The sequence below is a fragment of the Streptomyces sp. NPDC031111 genome, assembly GCF_055570675.1.
In genome coordinates this window covers 280,276-295,644 of the sequence record NZ_JBVIGS010000002.1, presented here as the reverse complement: position 1 = coordinate 295,644, position 15,369 = coordinate 280,276, and the positions used below count along the sequence as shown (strand labels likewise).

General features: G+C 67.5%; 25 protein-coding genes. All 25 read right to left on the bottom strand.

The window, feature by feature from the left end; translation table 11 throughout:
• Positions 1-203 precede the first annotated feature (203 nt).
• Positions 204-1,040, bottom strand: a complete 837-nt coding sequence (gene map / locus ACZ470_RS05115) for a type I methionyl aminopeptidase (RefSeq protein ID WP_468424519.1) — start codon at positions 1,038-1,040, stop codon at positions 204-206.
• Between the two features lie 231 nt (positions 1,041-1,271).
• Positions 1,272-1,925 carry an adenylate kinase gene (locus tag ACZ470_RS05110; protein WP_468424517.1) on the bottom strand — a complete coding sequence of 218 codons (654 nt, stop codon included), beginning with the start codon at positions 1,923-1,925 and terminating at the stop codon, positions 1,272-1,274.
• Positions 1,925-3,238, bottom strand: coding sequence for a preprotein translocase subunit SecY (gene secY / locus ACZ470_RS05105; protein WP_468424515.1), 1,314 nt, complete (start codon positions 3,236-3,238; stop codon positions 1,925-1,927). The genes ACZ470_RS05110 and secY overlap by 1 nt, the downstream gene beginning before the upstream one ends.
• A gap of 244 nt (positions 3,239-3,482) precedes the next feature.
• Positions 3,483-3,938: a 50S ribosomal protein L15 gene (gene rplO / locus ACZ470_RS05100; RefSeq protein WP_004927223.1), complete on the bottom strand. Its 456-nt coding sequence runs from the start codon at positions 3,936-3,938 to the stop codon at positions 3,483-3,485.
• A gap of 2 nt (positions 3,939-3,940) precedes the next feature.
• Entirely contained in the window at positions 3,941-4,123 is a 183-nt protein-coding gene (rpmD, locus tag ACZ470_RS05095; RefSeq protein ID WP_004984515.1) for a 50S ribosomal protein L30, read from the bottom strand.
• Positions 4,124-4,125: 2 nt separating this feature from the next.
• The gene (gene rpsE, locus ACZ470_RS05090; RefSeq protein WP_004984517.1) at positions 4,126-4,731 is read right to left on the bottom strand and encodes a 30S ribosomal protein S5; all 606 of its coding nucleotides are present in this window, start codon (positions 4,729-4,731) and stop codon (positions 4,126-4,128) included.
• A gap of 36 nt (positions 4,732-4,767) precedes the next feature.
• On the bottom strand, positions 4,768-5,151 hold the full coding sequence (gene rplR, locus ACZ470_RS05085) for a 50S ribosomal protein L18 (protein WP_134040835.1): 384 nt from the start codon (positions 5,149-5,151) through the stop codon (positions 4,768-4,770).
• 3 nt (positions 5,152-5,154) lie between these two features.
• Entirely contained in the window at positions 5,155-5,694 is a 540-nt protein-coding gene (rplF, locus tag ACZ470_RS05080) for a 50S ribosomal protein L6 (protein ID WP_356310423.1), read from the bottom strand.
• 24 nt (positions 5,695-5,718) lie between these two features.
• Positions 5,719-6,117, bottom strand: a complete 399-nt coding sequence (gene rpsH, locus ACZ470_RS05075) for a 30S ribosomal protein S8 (RefSeq protein ID WP_004984520.1) — start codon at positions 6,115-6,117, stop codon at positions 5,719-5,721.
• Between the two features lie 212 nt (positions 6,118-6,329).
• Positions 6,330-6,515 (bottom strand): type Z 30S ribosomal protein S14, encoded by a 186-nt coding sequence (locus tag ACZ470_RS05070; protein ID WP_003948630.1) that lies wholly within the window; start codon positions 6,513-6,515, stop codon positions 6,330-6,332.
• Between the two features lie 5 nt (positions 6,516-6,520).
• Complete coding sequence (rplE, locus tag ACZ470_RS05065; protein ID WP_468424512.1) at positions 6,521-7,078, bottom strand: 50S ribosomal protein L5; 558 nt, start codon at positions 7,076-7,078, stop codon at positions 6,521-6,523.
• On the bottom strand, positions 7,078-7,401 hold the full coding sequence (gene rplX / locus ACZ470_RS05060; RefSeq protein WP_010036713.1) for a 50S ribosomal protein L24: 324 nt from the start codon (positions 7,399-7,401) through the stop codon (positions 7,078-7,080). Before rplX ends, rplE begins: the two co-directional genes overlap by 1 nt.
• A gap of 2 nt (positions 7,402-7,403) precedes the next feature.
• Positions 7,404-7,772: a 50S ribosomal protein L14 gene (gene rplN, locus ACZ470_RS05055; protein WP_003998823.1), complete on the bottom strand. Its 369-nt coding sequence runs from the start codon at positions 7,770-7,772 to the stop codon at positions 7,404-7,406.
• Positions 7,773-7,898: 126 nt separating this feature from the next.
• Positions 7,899-8,186 carry a 30S ribosomal protein S17 gene (gene rpsQ / locus ACZ470_RS05050; RefSeq protein ID WP_006130775.1) on the bottom strand — a complete coding sequence of 96 codons (288 nt, stop codon included), beginning with the start codon at positions 8,184-8,186 and terminating at the stop codon, positions 7,899-7,901.
• Positions 8,186-8,410 carry a 50S ribosomal protein L29 gene (rpmC, locus tag ACZ470_RS05045; RefSeq protein WP_007494763.1) on the bottom strand — a complete coding sequence of 75 codons (225 nt, stop codon included), beginning with the start codon at positions 8,408-8,410 and terminating at the stop codon, positions 8,186-8,188. The genes rpsQ and rpmC overlap by 1 nt, the downstream gene beginning before the upstream one ends.
• A complete protein-coding gene (gene rplP, locus ACZ470_RS05040) occupies positions 8,410-8,829 on the bottom strand; it encodes a 50S ribosomal protein L16 (RefSeq protein ID WP_007443989.1) in 420 nt (139 codons plus the stop codon). Before rplP ends, rpmC begins: the two co-directional genes overlap by 1 nt.
• Before the next feature lie 5 nt (positions 8,830-8,834).
• Positions 8,835-9,662: a 30S ribosomal protein S3 gene (rpsC, locus tag ACZ470_RS05035; RefSeq protein WP_037929573.1), complete on the bottom strand. Its 828-nt coding sequence runs from the start codon at positions 9,660-9,662 to the stop codon at positions 8,835-8,837.
• Complete coding sequence (gene rplV, locus ACZ470_RS05030) at positions 9,662-10,009, bottom strand: 50S ribosomal protein L22 (RefSeq protein WP_019329637.1); 348 nt, start codon at positions 10,007-10,009, stop codon at positions 9,662-9,664. The genes rpsC and rplV overlap by 1 nt, the downstream gene beginning before the upstream one ends.
• A 43-nt stretch (positions 10,010-10,052) precedes the next feature.
• Positions 10,053-10,334: a 30S ribosomal protein S19 gene (gene rpsS, locus ACZ470_RS05025; protein WP_003948639.1), complete on the bottom strand. Its 282-nt coding sequence runs from the start codon at positions 10,332-10,334 to the stop codon at positions 10,053-10,055.
• 12 nt (positions 10,335-10,346) lie between these two features.
• Positions 10,347-11,183, bottom strand: coding sequence for a 50S ribosomal protein L2 (rplB, locus tag ACZ470_RS05020; RefSeq protein WP_468424510.1), 837 nt, complete (start codon positions 11,181-11,183; stop codon positions 10,347-10,349).
• A gap of 38 nt (positions 11,184-11,221) precedes the next feature.
• Positions 11,222-11,641, bottom strand: coding sequence for a 50S ribosomal protein L23 (gene rplW, locus ACZ470_RS05015; protein WP_073932758.1), 420 nt, complete (start codon positions 11,639-11,641; stop codon positions 11,222-11,224).
• Entirely contained in the window at positions 11,641-12,300 is a 660-nt protein-coding gene (gene rplD, locus ACZ470_RS05010) for a 50S ribosomal protein L4 (protein ID WP_468424508.1), read from the bottom strand. The genes rplW and rplD overlap by 1 nt, the downstream gene beginning before the upstream one ends.
• 8 nt (positions 12,301-12,308) lie before the next feature.
• Positions 12,309-12,953, bottom strand: coding sequence for a 50S ribosomal protein L3 (gene rplC / locus ACZ470_RS05005; protein ID WP_030046373.1), 645 nt, complete (start codon positions 12,951-12,953; stop codon positions 12,309-12,311).
• 17 nt (positions 12,954-12,970) lie between these two features.
• The gene (gene rpsJ, locus ACZ470_RS05000) at positions 12,971-13,279 is read right to left on the bottom strand and encodes a 30S ribosomal protein S10 (protein WP_003948644.1); all 309 of its coding nucleotides are present in this window, start codon (positions 13,277-13,279) and stop codon (positions 12,971-12,973) included.
• Between the two features lie 436 nt (positions 13,280-13,715).
• Complete coding sequence (locus ACZ470_RS04995) at positions 13,716-15,362, bottom strand: vWA domain-containing protein (protein WP_468424506.1); 1,647 nt, start codon at positions 15,360-15,362, stop codon at positions 13,716-13,718.
• Positions 15,363-15,369 lie beyond the last annotated feature (7 nt).

Below are 15,369 nucleotides of genomic sequence, written 5' to 3'. Positions count from 1 at the left end.
CGAGTCAGTCTACGTCAGCGCACCCGGAAACACGAATCGAGAGATCCTGCCCCACGCCCGAGATCCTTAACCGACCGGATCCGGCGCCGCGGCGATCCCCGGCTCCGCCGGCTTGTCCTCGCCGCGGGCTCGGCGCCGGGGCGCCTCACAGGCTTCGGGCGGCTGCGCCGGCCTCCGACCGGCGGTCGCGGCAGCGGGCGTGGTCACGCCAGCGGGTCGGGAGCCGCCGTGATCCCCAGTTCCGCCAGCTTCGCCTTGCCGCCGTCGGAGGCCGTCAGGACCAGGGGGCCCTGCTCCGTCAGGGCCACGGAGTGCTCCCAGTGGGAGGACCAGGTGCCGTCGGTGGTGATGACCGTCCAGTCGTCGGAGAGGACCTTCGTCTTCGGGGTGCCCAGGGAGACCATCGGCTCGATGGCCAGGCAGAAGCCCGGGACCAGCTTAGGGCCCTTGCCCCGCTTGCGGTCGACGTAGTTCAGCAGGTGCGGGTCCATGTGCATCTCGGTGCCGATGCCGTGGCCGCCGTAGTCCTCGATGATCCCGTACTTGCCGCCGCCCGGCTTCGGCTGGCGGCGGATGTACGTCTCGACGGCGCGGGAGATGTCGACGAGCCGGTTGCCCTGCTTCATGGCCGCGATACCGGCCCACATCGACTCCTCGGTCACCCGGGAGAGCTCGATCAGCTCCGGGGAGTGGCCGGACCCGACGAACGCGGTGTACGCGGCGTCGCCGTGCCAGCCGTCGATGATCGCGCCGCAGTCGATGGAGATGACGTCCCCGTCCTTCAGGACGACCTCGTCGGAGGGGATGCCGTGGACGACGACCTCGTTGACGGAGGTGCAGATCGTCGCGGGGAAGCCGCCGTAGCCGAGGAAGTTCGGCTTGGCGTCGTGCTCCGCGAGCACCTTGCGGGCGACCTGGTCCAGATCCTTCGTCGTGGCCCCGGGCACGGCGGCCTCACGGGTGGCCGCGTGAATCGCGGCGACGACGAGCCCCGCCTCACGCATCTTGGCGATCTGCTCAGGGCTCTTGATCTGCACCATGGGGACGAGGGCCTTTCTGGACCAGCGAGGAATACGAACGCTTCCCACGATAACCGCGGGCAGTCGTGCCGCAGGGGCGATGGGGCCCCCGCTCAAGCGAAGCCGAGAGTGGGGGAGGGTGGGCGCGGGCGGCACCCCGTAAGCGCCGGGCTGCGTGACCACCCCCCGGCCAAGCCACAGCCGCGGCCCCTTTCCAAAGGAACCGCGGCTGCAACCACGTACTACAGAGAACTACTCCCCGCGCTTCAGCGCCTCCAGCGCCCGCCCGGTGACCTCGTCGACCGCCCCCATCGCGGAGATGGTCACGACAAGCCCCTGCGCCTTGTAGTAGTCGATGATCGGCTCGGTCTGCGTGTGGTAGACCTCCAGCCGCGTCCGCACCGTCGACTCGGAGTCGTCGTCACGCTGGTACAGCTCACCACCACAGACGTCGCAGACACCCTCCTGCTTCGGCGGGCTGTACGACACATGGAACACGTGCGCGGAGTCCTTGCGGCAGATGCGCCGGCCGGCGATCCGCTTGACGACCTCGTCCTCGGGGGCCTCCAGGTCGAGGACCGCGTCCAGCTTGATGCCCTCGGTCTGAAGCAGCTCGTCCAGCGCCTCGGCCTGCGACACATTGCGCGGGAAGCCGTCCAGCAGGAAACCGCCCTCGGCGTCGGGCTGCTCCATGCGGTCCTTGGCCATGGCGATGGTGACCTCGTCGGGCACGAGGTTACCGGCGTCCATGTAGGACTTCGCGAGCTTCCCGAGCTCGGTCTGCCGGCTGATGTTGGCGCGGAACAGGTCGCCCGTGGAGATGTGCGGGATGCGCAGTTTCTCGGCAAGGCGGGTGGCCTGCGTACCCTTACCGGCACCCGGCGGCCCGACGAGGACGATTCGCATCAGCGGAGGAACCCTTCGTAATTGCGCTGCTGGAGCTGGCTCTCGATCTGCTTCACCGTCTCAAGACCCACACCCACGATGATCAGGATGCTGGTCCCGCCGAAGGGGAAGTTCTGGTTTGCCCCGAAACCAACCAACGCCATCGTCGGTACGAGAGCGATCAGACCCAAGTACAGCGAACCCGGCCAGGTGATCCGGTTGAGTACGTAGCTCAGGTACTCAGCGGTCGGTCGGCCAGCCCGGATGCCCGGGATGAAGCCACCATACTTCTTCATGTTGTCCGCGACTTCCTCGGGGTTGAAGGAGATCGCCACGTAGAAGAACGCGAAGAACACGATGAGCAAGAAGTACAGGGACACGTAAATCGGGTGGTCACCGCGGACCAGATGCGCCTCGATCCAGGTCTTCCACCCGGAGGTACCGCTCGAGAACTGCGCGATCAGGGCCGGGATGTAGAGCAGCGACGAGGCGAAGATGACGGGAATCACACCCGCCTGGTTCACCTTCAGCGGGATGTAGGTGGACGTGCCGCCGTAGGAGCGGCGGCCGATCATGCGCTTCGCGTACTGCACCGGGATCCGGCGCTGGGCCTGCTCGACGAAGACGACCAGGCCGACCATGACCAGACCCACGGCGATGACGGTGCCGAACTCGATCCAGCCGTCCGCCAGGCTGCCCTGCTCCTTGATGGCCCACAGGGCGGACGGGAAGGTGGCGGCGATCGAGATGAACATCAGGATCGACATGCCGTTGCCGATGCCGCGGTCGGTGATGAGCTCGCCGAGCCACATGACGGCGGCCGTACCGGCGGTCATGGTGATGACCATGGTGATGGTCACGAAGATCGACTGGTCCGGGACGATCTCGCTCGCAACCGGGCAGCCCTGGAACAGGGCGCCGCTGCGGGCAGTGGCCACCAGGCCGGTGCCCTGGAGGATGGCCAGCGCGACCGTCAGATAACGGGTGTACTGCGTGATCTTCGCCGTACCGGCCTGGCCCTCCTTCTTGAGGGCTTCCAGACGCGGGATCACCACGGTCAGCAGTTGCAGGATGATGCTCGCCGTGATGTACGGCATGATGCCCAGCGCGAAGATCGTGATCTGGAGCAGCGCGCCGCCGCTGAACATGTTCACCAGACCGAACAGGCCCTGGTTGGCTTCGGCGGCGTCGATACAGGTCTGGACGTTCCGGTAGTCGACACCCGGGATGGGGATGTGCGTACCGATCCGGTACACCACGATGATGGCGAGCGTGAAGAGCAGCTTCTTGCGCAGGTCGGGCGTCTTGAACGCCCGGGCGAACGCGGTGAGCACGGTGCCTCCTGCGACCCCCCGCGCAACTGCGTCAAGGGTGACGGTCTTGAGATTCCGACTAAGGACGAATACGTAACGGTCAACTGCCGCCCTGAGTGCCCCGCATGGGGCGCCCGAGGTAATTGGGCAGCGCAGGCCACCTTACCGGCGAGACTGCCGCCCTAGGAACGACCAACCGGGGATACCCCATTTGTGGGGTATCCCCGGTCGGGATCGATCTACGTCATTGAGACACCTGACGGGGTCAGACGAGCTCGGTGACGGTACCGCCGGCGGCGGTGATCTTCTCCTTGGCGGAACCGGAGACGGCGTCGACCGTCACCTGGAGCGCCACGGAGATCTCGCCCTGGCCGAGGACCTTGACGAGGCTGTTCTTGCGCACGGCACCCTTGGCGACCAGGTCCTCGACCGTGACCTCCCCGCCCTCGGGGTAGAGGGAGGCGAGCTTGTCCAGGTTGACGACCTGGAACTCGGTCTTGAACGGGTTCTTGAAGCCCTTCAGCTTCGGGAGGCGCATGTGGAGCGGCATCTGGCCACCCTCGAAGCGCTCCGGAACCTGGTAGCGGGCCTTGGTGCCCTTCGTACCACGACCGGCCGTCTTACCCTTCGACGCCTCACCACGACCCACACGAGTCTTGGCGGTCTTGGCGCCGGGGGCGGGACGGAGGTTGTGGATCTTGAGCGGGTTCTGCTCCGCCATGATCAGTCGACCTCCTCGACCGTCACGAGGTGGCGGACGGTGTGCACCATGCCGCGGAACTCGGGGCGGTCCTCCTTGACGACCACGTCGTTGACCTTCTTCAGGCCAAGCGAACGCAGGGTGTCACGGTGGTTCTGCTTGCTGCCGATGTAGGACTTGACCTGCGTGATCTTGAGCTGCGCCATGATCACACACCCGCCCCGGCACGCGCACGCAGCAGGGCCGCGGGGGCGACGTCCTCGAGGGGCAGACCACGGCGGGCCGCGATCTCCTCGGGACGCTGCAGGCCCTTCAGGGCCTCCACGGTCGCGTGCACGATGTTGATCGCGTTGTCGGAGCCGAGCGACTTCGACAGCACGTCGTGGATACCGGCGCACTCGAGCACGGCACGCACGGGACCACCGGCGATAACACCGGTACCCGGGGACGCGGGCTTGAGCAGCACGACGCCGGCAGCCTTCTCACCCTGGATGGGGTGCGGGATGGTGCCCTGGATGCGGGGGACCTTGAAGAAGTGCTTCTTGGCCTCCTCAACGCCCTTGGCGATGGCGGCCGGCACCTCCTTGGCCTTGCCGTATCCGACACCCACGGTGCCGTCACCGTCGCCCACCACGACCAGCGCGGTGAAGCTGAAGCGACGACCACCCTTCACAACCTTGGCGACGCGGTTGATCGCGACAACGCGCTCAACGTACGCGGTCTTCTCGGCGGCAGCTGCGCCGCCGTCACGGCCCTTCCGGTCCCGCCGCTCGCCGCCACCGGCACCGCCACCGCGGCGCTGGGGTCCAGCCATTGGATTACCTCTCTCTTTCCGCTAGCTACAAGCGGCTCAGAACTTGAGCCCGGCTTCGCGGGCGGCGTCCGCCAGGGCGGCGATGCGCCCGGCGTACTGGTTGCCACCACGGTCGAACACGACGGCCTCGACACCGGCGGCCTTGGCACGCTCGGCGACCAGGGCACCGACCTGCTTGGCCTGCGCGGACTTGTCGCCCTCGCCACCACGGACCGACGCGTCCAGGGTGGACGCCGACGCCAGGGTGTGACCCTTCAGGTCGTCGATCACCTGCGCCACGATGTGACGGTTGGAGCGGGTCACGACCAGACGGGGACGCTCCGCCGTACCGTTGATCCGCTTGCGGATCCGGATGTGACGGCGCTTGATCGCGGCGCGCTTGTAGGCGTCGCCCTTCAGGATCTTCTGCCCGTATGCCATGGCTTACTTACCCGCCTTTCCGACCTTGCGGCGGATGACTTCGCCCTCGTACTTGACGCCCTTGGCCTTGTACGGGTCGGGCTTGCGCAGCTTGCGGATGTTGGCCGCAACCTCGCCGACCTTCTGCTTGTCGATGCCCTCGACCGAGAAACGGGTCGGGGCCTCCACCTTGAAGGTGATGCCCTCGGGGGCCTCGACCAGGATCGGGTGGCTGTAGCCGAGGGAGAACTCCAGGTTCGAACCCTTGGCGACAACGCGGTAACCGACACCGCTGATCTCGAGCTTCTTCACGTAACCCTGGGTCACGCCGGTGATCATGTTCGCCACCAGCGTGCGGGACAGGCCGTGCAGGGCCTTGTTCTGACGCTCGTCGTTGGGGCGGGTGACGTTCAGAACGCCGTCCTCACCCTTGGCGATCTCGATCGGCGCCACGACGGTGTGGGTCAGCGAGCCCTTGGGGCCCTTGACCGAGACCGTACGGCCGTCGATGGTGACGTCCACGCCGGCGGGAACCGCGATGGGGAGCTTGCCGATGCGCGACATAGCTGTTTCCTCCGTTCCCTTCCGCTACCAGACGTAGGCGAGGACTTCCCCACCCACGCCCTTCTTGCCGGCCTGCTTGTCGGTGAGGAGCCCGTGCGACGTGGAGATGATCGCCACGCCGAGGCCGCCGAGCACCTTCGGCAGGTTGGTGGACTTCGCGTACACCCGGAGACCGGGCTTGGAGATCCGCTTGATGCCCGCGATGGAGCGCTCACGGTTGGGGCCGAACTTCAGCTCCAGGACGAGGTTCTTGCCGACCTCGGCGTCCTCGACCTTCCAGCCCGTGATGAAGCCCTCCTGCTGGAGGATCTCCGCGATGTGCGACTTGATCTTCGAGTGCGGCATCGCCACGGAGTCGTGGTACGCCGAGTTCGCGTTCCGCAGACGCGTGAGCATGTCTGCGATCGGATCAGTCATGGTCATGAATTGGCCTTCGGCCTCTCTCGCCGGGGTTTCCTGGTGCGCCATCCCTCTCCCCGATCCGAGACGGGACGGGTGCGGCGCGGTGGACCTACGGCGTAGTAAGTCGTACGGGCACGGCAGGTGCCCAACCCTGCAAGCCTAAGCCATGCGGAGTGGGCGTCCTGCCGTTCCCATTGCTTACCGAGAGCCCTGGGAGTCCGGAATTACCGGGACTACCAGGAGCTCTTGGTCACGCCCGGCAGCTCGCCACGGTGAGCCATCTCACGAAGGCACACGCGGCACAGGCCGAACTTGCGGTAGACGGAGTGCGGGCGGCCGCAGCGCTGGCAGCGGGTGTAGCCACGCACACCGAACTTGGGCTTGCGAGCAGCCTTAGCGATCAGAGCCTTCTTCGCCATCTCGCTCACGCCTCCTTGAACGGGAAGCCGAGGTGACGAAGGAGCGCGCGGCCCTCAGCGTCGTTGGTCGCCGTGGTCACCACGGTGATGTCCATACCCCGGACGCGGTCGATCTTGTCCTGGTCGATCTCGTGGAACATGACCTGCTCCGTGAGACCGAAGGTGTAGTTGCCACGGCCGTCGAACTGCTTCGGGGACAGGCCGCGGAAGTCGCGGATGCGCGGCAGCGCGAGCGACAGGGTGCGGTCCAGGAACTCCCACATGCGGTCGCCACGGAGCGTGACGTGGGCACCGATCGGCTGGCCCTCGCGCAGCTTGAACTGCGCGATGGACTTGCGGGCCTTGGTGACGGCCGGCTTCTGACCGGTGATCGTGGTGAGGTCGCGGATGGCGCCCTCGATCAGCTTGGAGTCGCGGGCGGCGTCGCCCACACCCATGTTGACCACGATCTTGACGAGGCCGGGAACCTGCATGACGTTCTCGTAGGAGAACTCCTCACGCAGCTTGCCCGCGATCTCCTCGCGGTACTTCGTCTTCAGACGCGGAGCAGTGGTGGTAGCCATCAGATGTCCTCACCCGTCCGCTTGGCAACGCGGATCTTGTTGCCTTCGTCGTCGAAGCGGTAACCGACGCGGGTCACGACCTTCTTGCCGTCCTTCTCCACGACCAGCTGGACGTTGGAGACGTGGATCGGCGCCTCGGTGGTGACGATGCCGCCGGCCTGCGAACCGCGAGCGGTCGGCCCGGCCTTGGTGTGCTTCTTGACCCGGTTGACACCCTCGACCAGGACACGGTCCTCGCGGGGGAAGGCCGCGATGACCTTGCCCTGCTTGCCCTTGTCCTTACCGGTGATGACCTGGACCAGGTCGCCCTTCTTGATCTTCATGCTCACAGCACCTCCGGCGCGAGGGAGATGATCTTCATGAACTTCTTCTCGCGCAGCTCACGGCCCACGGGGCCGAAGATACGGGTGCCACGAGGGTCGCCGTCGTTCTTCAGAATGACGGCGGCGTTCTCGTCGAAGCGGATGTACGAGCCGTCCGGACGGCGGCGCTCCTTGACGGTGCGAACGATGACCGCCTTGACGACGTCACCCTTCTTCACGTTGCCACCGGGGATCGCGTCCTTGACGGTGGCGACGATGACGTCACCGATGCCCGCGTAGCGGCGACCGGAGCCACCGAGCACACGGATGCAAAGGATTTCCTTCGCACCAGTGTTGTCGGCGACACGCAGTCGCGACTCCTGCTGGATCACGTCTATCTCCTGTTTGTCTGCCGGTTCCCCGGGGGCCGTTCAGGCGAACGGCCCCCGGAGCCTGGCGGAACTGTCCTGCGGGTTTGCCCGCAGGCGTACTTGTTGGAATTCCCTTGCGGGAATTACCTACTTGGCCTTCTCGAGGATCTCGACGACGCGCCAGTGCTTCGTGGCGGACAGCGGCCGGGTCTCCATCAGGAGGACGCGGTCGCCGACGCCGGCGGCGTTCTGCTCGTCGTGCGCCTTGAGCTTGCTCGTGCTGCGGATGACCTTGCCGTACAGCGCGTGCTTCTTGCGGTCCTCGACGGCGACGACGACGGTCTTGTCCATCTTGTCGCTGACGACGATGCCCTCACGGGTCTTGCGGAAGCCCCGAGCCTCAGTGTTCGTCTCAGTCACGTTGTTCTCGCTCATCAGGCGTTCTCCACCGTTTCGATGCCCAGCTCACGCTCGCGCATCAGGGTGTAGATCCGCGCGATGTCCTTGCGGACCGCCTTCAGACGGCCATGGTTCTCGAGCTGACCGGTCGCCGCCTGGAAGCGGAGGTTGAACAGCTCTTCCTTGGCCTCGCGAAGCTTCGCGAGAAGCTCCTCGTTGCCCAGCTCGCGCAGCTCGGACGCCTTGGTACCGGCCGACATCACGCTTCACCTGCCTCGCGCTTGACGATCCGGCACTTCATCGGCAGCTTGTGGGCCGCACGGGTCAGCGCCTCACGGGCGATCTTCTCGTTGGGGTAGGACAGCTCGAACATGACCCGACCCGGGTGCACGTTCGCGATCCACCACTCCGGAGAACCCTTACCGGAACCCATGCGGGTCTCGGCCGGCTTCTTCGTGAGCGGGCGGTCCGGGTAGATGTTGATCCAGACCTTGCCACCACGCTTGATGTGGCGGGTCATCGCGATACGGGCCGCCTCGATCTGGCGGTTGGTCACGTACGCCGGCGTGAGGGCCTGGATGCCGTACTCGCCGAACGCAACCGTCGTACCGCCCTTGGCCATACCACGGCGCTTCGGGTGGTGCTGCTTGCGGTGCTTGACCCTACGGGGGATCAGCATGTCGGTCAGGCCTCCGTTCCGGTGCTCTCAGCCGGAGCGGCAGCCGGAGCCTCGGCCTTGGGGGCCTCGGCAGCGGGAGCCTGCTGCGGCTTGCGGCCGCGACCGCCACGCTCGCCACCACGGCCACCACGGGCCGGGCGGTCGGCGCCACCGCGGGCCGGGCGGTTACCCGCACGGGCAGCGGCGTTCTCGGCGCGGACCTCGGCGATGTTCTTGACGTCGCCCTTGTAGATCCAGACCTTCACACCGATGCGGCCGAAGGTCGTCTTGGCCTCGAAGAAGCCGTAGTCCACGTTCGCACGGAGCGTGTGCAGGGGCACACGGCCCTCGCGGTAGAACTCCGAGCGGGACATCTCGGCGCCACCGAGGCGGCCACCGCACTGGATCTTGATGCCCTTGGCGCCGGCCTTCATCGTGCCCTGCATGCTCTTGCGCATGGCACGACGGAAGGAGACGCGGGAGGAGAGCTGCTCGGCGACGGCCTGGGCCACCAGCTGAGCGTCCGTCTCGGGGCTCTTGACCTCGAGGATGTTCAGCTGGACCTGCTTGCCGGTCAGCTTCTCCAGGTCACCGCGGATGCGGTCGGCCTCGGCGCCGCGGCGGCCGATGACGATGCCGGGACGGGCGGTGTGGATGTCCACACGCACGCGGTCACGGGTGCGCTCGATCTCCACCTTCGAGATGCCGGCGCGCTCCATGCCGGACGTCATCATCCGACGGATGGCGACGTCTTCCTTGACGTAGTCCTTGTACAGCTTGTCGGCGTACCAACGCGACTTGAAGTCGGTCGTGACACCGAGCCGGAACCCGTGCGGGTTTACCTTCTGGCCCATTACCGGGTTCCTTCCTTGCTGCTGACGACCACGGTGATGTGGCTGGTCCGCTTGCGGATCCGGTAGGCGCGGCCCTGGGCGCGCGGACGGAACCGCTTCAGGGTCGGGCCCTCGTCGACGTACGCCTCGGAGATGTAGAGGCTGTCGGCGTCGGTGTGGTCGTAGTTGTGCGCGGCGTTGGCGATGGCGCTGTCCAGCACCTTGCCGACCGGCACGCTCGCGGCCTGCGGGGCGAAACGCAGGACCGCCTGAGCCTCCGTGGCGTCCATGCCACGGATGAGGTCCACCACGCGGCGGGCCTTCATGGGCGTGACGCGGATGTACCGCGCCTGGGCCCTGGCTTCCATGGTTGTCCCTTCAGTGTTTGTCATGGTCAATCCACCCCGCTGACTAGCGGCGCTTCGACTTCCGGTCGTCCTTGACGTGACCCCGGAAGGTGCGCGTCGGCGAGAACTCGCCGAGCTTGTGGCCGACCATGGACTCGGTGACAAACACCGGGATGTGGGTCTTGCCGTTGTGCACCGCGATCGTGTGGCCCAGCATCGCCGGGACGATCATCGAGCGGCGGGACCAGGTCTTGATGACGTTCTTGGTACCGGCTTCGTTCTGGACGTCCACCTTCTTGATCAGGTGGTCGTCGACGAAGGGTCCCTTCTTCAAGCTACGAGGCATCTCAACCCGTCCTTAGCGCTTCTTGTTCGTCTTGCGGCGGCGGACGATGTACTTGTTCGACGCCTTCTTGGGCGAACGAGTACGGCCTTCCTTCTTGCCCCACGGGGACACGGGGTGGCGGCCACCGGAGGTACGGCCCTCACCACCACCGTGCGGGTGGTCGACCGGGTTCATGACGACACCACGGACGGTCGGGCGGACGCCCAGCCACCGCTTACGGCCGGCCTTGCCCCAGTTGATGTTCGACTGCTCGGCGTTGCCGACCTCGCCGACCGTGGCGCGGCAGCGCTGGTCGACCAGGCGGATCTCTCCGGACGGCATGCGCAGGTGGGCCATCGAGCCCTCCTTCGCGAGCAGCTGAACGGAGGCACCGGCGGAGCGGGCGAACTTGGCACCGCCACCGGGACGGAGCTCGATCGCGTGGATCGTGGTACCGACCGGGATGTTGCGGAGGGCCAGGTTGTTGCCCGGCTTGATGTCGGCCCCGGGACCGTTCTCGACGCGGTCGCCCTGGCTCAGGCCACGCGGCGCGAGAATGTAGCGCTTCTCGCCGTCCGCGTAGTGCAGGAGCGCGATGCGCGCGGTGCGGTTGGGGTCGTACTCGATGTGCGCGACCTTCGCCGGCACGCCGTCCTTGTCGTGACGACGGAAGTCGATCACTCGGTAGGCGCGCTTGTGGCCACCGCCCTGGTGGCGGACGGTCACACGACCGGAATTGTTACGGCCGCCCTTGCTGTGCAGGGGACGGACCAGCGACTTCTCCGGCGTGGACCGCGTGACCTCGACGAAGTCGGCGACGCTGGAGCCACGACGGCCCGGAGTCGTCGGCTTGTACTTGCGGATACCCATTTCTCAGTCCTCGTCCGATATCGAACGATCCTGACCGCTTACGCGGTCGGACCGCCGAAGATGTCGATACGGTCGCCCTCGGCGAGGGTCACGATCGCGCGCTTGGTCGCCGCGCGCTGGCCGAAGCCGGTGCGGGTGCGCTTGCGCTTGCCGATGCGGTTGATCGTGTTGACCCCGGTGACCTTGACCTCGAAGACCGCCTGGACGGCCTGCTTGATCTGGGTCTTGTTCGCGTTGGGGTCGACGATGAACGTGTACTTGTTCTCGTCGATGAGCGCGTAGCTCTTCTCCGACACGACCGGCTTCAGCAGGACGTCACGGGGGTCCGTGTACGCCTTGCTCGCCGGGGTGACGACGGTGTTCTTGCCTTCGGCCTCGTGACGGCGCGCCTTGGCGACGCGCGCGGCCTTGGCCTTCTTGGCCGCCTTGGAGGCGATGGAGGGGTGACGGGCAGCCATCAGACCTCGCTCCCTTCGTTGTCGTTGGCCTTGTTCGGGCCGGCGACGAAGGACTCGAAAGCGGCCTTGGTGAAGACCACGTCGTCCGAGACGAGAACGTCGTACGTGTTCAGCTGGCCCGGCTCCAGGATGTGGACCTGGGGCAGGTTGCGGGCGGACAGCCACGCGGCCTCGTCGGCGCGGTCGACGACCAGGAGCAGGTTCTTGCGCTCCGAGATCTTGCCGAACAGCGTCTTGGCGGCCTTCGTGGAGGGGGTCTCGCCCTCGATCACGCCGGAGACGACGTGAATGCGGTTGTGGCGCGCCCGGTCGGTGAGGGCGTGACGCAGGGCGGCAGCCTTCATCTTCTTGGGGGTGCGCTGCGAGTAGTCGCGCGGCACGGGACCGTGCACGACGCCACCACCGGCGAACTGCGGCGCGCGGGTCGAGCCCTGACGGGCGCGGCCGGTGCCCTTCTGGCGGTACGGCTTCTTGCCGCCACCACGGACCTCGCCACGGGTCTTGGTCTTGTGGGTGCCCTGGCGGGCAGCGGCCAGCTGCGCGACGACGACCTGGTGGATCAGCGGGATGCTGACCTTCTCGACGTCGAAGATCTCCGCGGGGAGCTCGACGGTACCGGCCTTGTCGCCCGCCGGCGAAAGGATGTCAACAGTGCTCATCGGTTACCTCAGGCCCCCTTGGCCGCGGTGCGGACCAGGACGAGGCCGCCGTTCGGACCGGGAACCGCGCCCTTGATGAGCAGCAGACCCTTCTCCGCGTCAACGGCGTGGACGGTCAGGTTCTGGGTGGTGACCCGCTCGTTGCCCATACGACCCGCCATGCGCAGGCCCTTGAACACACGACCCGGGGTGGCGCAGCCACCGATGGAACCGGGCGAGCGGTGCTTGCGCTGGGTGCCGTGTCCGGCGCCGAGGCCCTTGAAGTTGTGACGCTTCATGACACCGGCGAAGCCCTTGCCCTTGCTCTTGCCGGTGACGTCGACCTTCACGCCCGACTCGAAGACCTCAGCGGTGACTTCCTGGCCCAGCGTGTACTCGGAGGCGTCCGCGGTGCGGATCTCGACGAGGTGACGACGGGGGGTGACGTCGGCCTTGGCGAAGTGGCCCTTGAGGGGCTTGTTCACCTTGCGCGGGTCGATCTCGCCGAAGGCGATCTGGACCGACTCGTAGCCGTCGACGTCGTTCGTGCGGACCTGGGTGACGACGTTGGGGCCGGCCTTGACGACGGTGACCGGAACAACACGGTTGTTCTCGTCCCACACCTGCGTCATGCCGAGCTTCTCGCCCAGGATGCCCTTGATCTGCTTAGCCATTCTCAGATCACCGGCCTTCAGAGCTTGATCTCGATGTCGACACCGGCCGGGAGGTCGAGTCGCATCAGAGAGTCAACGGTCTTGGGGGTCGGGTCGAGGATGTCGATCAGGCGCTTGTGCGTGCGCATCTCGAAGTGCTCGCGCGAGTCCTTGTACTTGTGCGGCGACTTGATGACGCAGTACACGTTCTTCTCAGTGGGCAGCGGCACCGGGCCCGCGACCGACGCACCAGTGCGGGTCACCGTCTCGACGATCTTCTTCGCCGAGCTGTCGATGACCTCGTGGTCGTAGGCCTTGAGCCGGATGCGGATCTTCTGTCCCGCCATGGCTACTTCGTAGTCCTGTCTCTCTTTACGCTCTGGAACCCGGTGTTCCAACTCCCGTCCTCCGACCCACGCGGTCGGGCGTGTCGCACTCCCGCTGACATGAATGTCCCTTGTTCGAACATCCCTGCGGGATTGACACGGCCCTACCAGAACCGCGGACCAGGGGCGAAAAACCCACCGGGCGCCTGGCCGGTGCCGCGCCCACGCTTCCCGGAAGATTCCCGTACGTCCGCCCCTGATCAGGGACGACGAGTACTGTGGGACTCGCTTCCGGTCCTCCCGGCGGGAGGCGCGCAGCATCAACACTCGACCGAGCAACTCGGACAGTCTGCCACAGAGGGCGGCGGGCTGGCCAATCGAGCCGAAGAGAGTACCCCGGAGGCGTCCGGGATCAAACGCGGCGCCGCACCGTCCCTCATGGGAAGGCCGCCGGTCGTCAGATCACACGGAAGAGGTCCGCGGCGGCGTGGACGTCGGTGAGGTCCTCGATGAGGCGGAGGTTGTCGCACAGGGCCTCCAGGACCGAGTCGGCCGCGGCGGCGCGCGGGGCGCCGATCACCACGCCGAAGACCCGGAAGTCCAGCCGGCGCTTGGTGTCGTTCCACTCGCGCATCCACTTCTCGGTGACGCCGCAGTCGTCGTCGGTGATCATCACGATGTCGCCGCGGGCGCGGGCGGTGTCGTCGAATTCCGCTTCCAGCAGGTCGGCGGCGGCGGACAGCGGGGTCTGGTAGCTGGTGCCGCCGCCGAGGAAGGTCTCCGCGAAGTCGACGGTGAGGTCGAGGCCGGTGGGCTGGTCCGCCGGGAAGCGGAAGACCTGGAGCTTGCCGGGGGCGGAGAAGAGGATGCCGACGAAGTCGCGCCCCGCCTCGCGGGCCTGGTCCAGCAGGGCCAGGGCGCACGCCTTGGACCACGCCTCCCGGGTGATTCCGCCGGGCCCCTCCTCGTACATGGAGTGCGAGGTGTCCACGCAGGCGATGACGGCGCCCTTGCCGGTGGTCTGCTCGCCCTGGCTGTCGTAGAGCATCAGCTCCCCGGCGGCGTAGCGGGCGGCGAACACCGCGCGCAGCTCCGGCAGGCCGAGGTTGGCGAGCTCGGAGGGGATGACGCGGGAGAGGTCGTCGCCGAGTGTGACGCCGACCAGTTCCCCGGTGGCGTTCTCCACCTTGCGGGCGCGTTCGCCGTCGGCCATCTGCCGGAAGCGTCCGATCAGGTCGGCCCACTGGGCGAGGCGGCCGGTGCGCAGCCGCTCGGCGAGCCGGGCCCGTTCGGCGAACGGCATCCGCTCCAGTTCACCGGCTCCGACGCCCCAGGCCCGCATCAGCGCGGCCTCCTGCCGGACGGCCTCGGCGGCCTTCGCGGCGGCGGTCCGTACGGTGGCGCGCAGACCGGGGACGGCCGTCGCGGCGGACCCGGCGGCCTGCTGGGCTGCGGCCTCCGCCGACCGGGCGGACTCGATCGCCCGCTGTACGGCGTCGGCGGCCGGCGCCGGTACGGTGCCGTCCTCGTCGGCCTCGTCGGCGGCCTGCTGGAGCGCCTCGCCGACCGCGGTCGCCGCGTCCTCGGCGGCCCGCTGGGCCCGCTTCGCCTCGTCGCCCCGTTCCTGCGCGTCCCGGGCGCGCTCCAGCAGCCCGCGCAGCGCGCCGGCCTGGGCGAGTACGGCCATGGCGGCGGCGTAGGGGTCCCCGGCCGTCTCCCGGCGCAGCTCGGTGAACCCCGGTGACTCCAGCAGCGCGGCGACGATCTGGTGGTTGACCAGCCGGGACGGGTCCATCGCGGCGGGCTCCCGCAGCCGCGGACCGGCCTTGTACGCGGCGAGGTACACGTCCGTCAGGAGGTCGGCGGTGTGGTCGTGGCGGTCGCCCAGCTCCGCGGCCAGTTCGCGCAGCGCGGCCGACTGCTCGTAGGTGTCGCGCCAGGTGATCCGGTCGAACCGGTCCGCGACGACGGCCGCGGTGTGCCGTTCGGGGGCGGCGGCGGAGAGGGCCAGCCACCTCCCGGCCCGGGTCGCCAGCTCGTCCAGCCCGCTGTCCATCCTGCCGTCCGGCCCGCCGTTCAGCCCGCCGTCCAGCCCGCCGCCCATCCCGCTC

Excerpts from the sequence above, each read along its gene's own strand:
- rplR (WP_134040835.1), bottom strand. The coding sequence starts at position 5,151 with ATGGCATACGGGCAGAAGATCCTGAAGGGCGACGCCTACAAGCGCGCC.
- rpsJ (WP_003948644.1), bottom strand. The coding sequence starts at position 13,279 with ATGGCGGGACAGAAGATCCGCATCCGGCTCAAGGCCTACGACCACGAG.
- rplW (WP_073932758.1), bottom strand. The coding sequence starts at position 11,641 with ATGGCTGCCCGTCACCCCTCCATCGCCTCCAAGGCGGCCAAGAAGGCC.
- ACZ470_RS04995 (WP_468424506.1), bottom strand. The coding sequence starts at position 15,362 with ATGGGCGGCGGGCTGGACGGCGGGCTGAACGGCGGGCCGGACGGCAGG.
- rpmD (WP_004984515.1), bottom strand. The coding sequence starts at position 4,123 with ATGGCGCAGCTCAAGATCACGCAGGTCAAGTCCTACATCGGCAGCAAG.
- rplB (WP_468424510.1), bottom strand. The coding sequence starts at position 11,183 with ATGGGTATCCGCAAGTACAAGCCGACGACTCCGGGCCGTCGTGGCTCC.
- rplD (WP_468424508.1), bottom strand. The coding sequence starts at position 12,300 with ATGAGCACTGTTGACATCCTTTCGCCGGCGGGCGACAAGGCCGGTACC.
- rplP (WP_007443989.1), bottom strand. The coding sequence starts at position 8,829 with ATGCTGATCCCCCGTAGGGTCAAGCACCGCAAGCAGCACCACCCGAAG.
- rplV (WP_019329637.1), bottom strand. The coding sequence starts at position 10,009 with ATGGAAGCCAGGGCCCAGGCGCGGTACATCCGCGTCACGCCCATGAAG.
- rpsE (WP_004984517.1), bottom strand. The coding sequence starts at position 4,731 with ATGGCTGGACCCCAGCGCCGCGGTGGCGGTGCCGGTGGCGGCGAGCGG.
- rpsH (WP_004984520.1), bottom strand. The coding sequence starts at position 6,117 with ATGACCATGACTGATCCGATCGCAGACATGCTCACGCGTCTGCGGAAC.
- rplC (WP_030046373.1), bottom strand. The coding sequence starts at position 12,953 with ATGGCTAAGCAGATCAAGGGCATCCTGGGCGAGAAGCTCGGCATGACG.
- rplO (WP_004927223.1), bottom strand. The coding sequence starts at position 3,938 with ATGGCGGAGCAGAACCCGCTCAAGATCCACAACCTCCGTCCCGCCCCC.
- ACZ470_RS05070 (WP_003948630.1), bottom strand. The coding sequence starts at position 6,515 with ATGGCGAAGAAGGCTCTGATCGCTAAGGCTGCTCGCAAGCCCAAGTTC.
- map (WP_468424519.1), bottom strand. The coding sequence starts at position 1,040 with ATGGTGCAGATCAAGAGCCCTGAGCAGATCGCCAAGATGCGTGAGGCG.
- rpsS (WP_003948639.1), bottom strand. The coding sequence starts at position 10,334 with ATGCCTCGTAGCTTGAAGAAGGGACCCTTCGTCGACGACCACCTGATC.
- rplF (WP_356310423.1), bottom strand. The coding sequence starts at position 5,694 with ATGTCGCGCATCGGCAAGCTCCCCATCGCGGTTCCCGCCGGCGTGGAC.
- rpsC (WP_037929573.1), bottom strand. The coding sequence starts at position 9,662 with ATGGGCCAGAAGGTAAACCCGCACGGGTTCCGGCTCGGTGTCACGACC.
- rpmC (WP_007494763.1), bottom strand. The coding sequence starts at position 8,410 with ATGTCGGCCGGTACCAAGGCGTCCGAGCTGCGCGAGCTGGGCAACGAG.
- ACZ470_RS05110 (WP_468424517.1), bottom strand. The coding sequence starts at position 1,925 with ATGCGAATCGTCCTCGTCGGGCCGCCGGGTGCCGGTAAGGGTACGCAG.
- rpsQ (WP_006130775.1), bottom strand. The coding sequence starts at position 8,186 with ATGAGCGAGAACAACGTGACTGAGACGAACACTGAGGCTCGGGGCTTC.
- rplX (WP_010036713.1), bottom strand. The coding sequence starts at position 7,401 with ATGAAGATCAAGAAGGGCGACCTGGTCCAGGTCATCACCGGTAAGGAC.
- rplE (WP_468424512.1), bottom strand. The coding sequence starts at position 7,078 with ATGGCTACCACCACTGCTCCGCGTCTGAAGACGAAGTACCGCGAGGAG.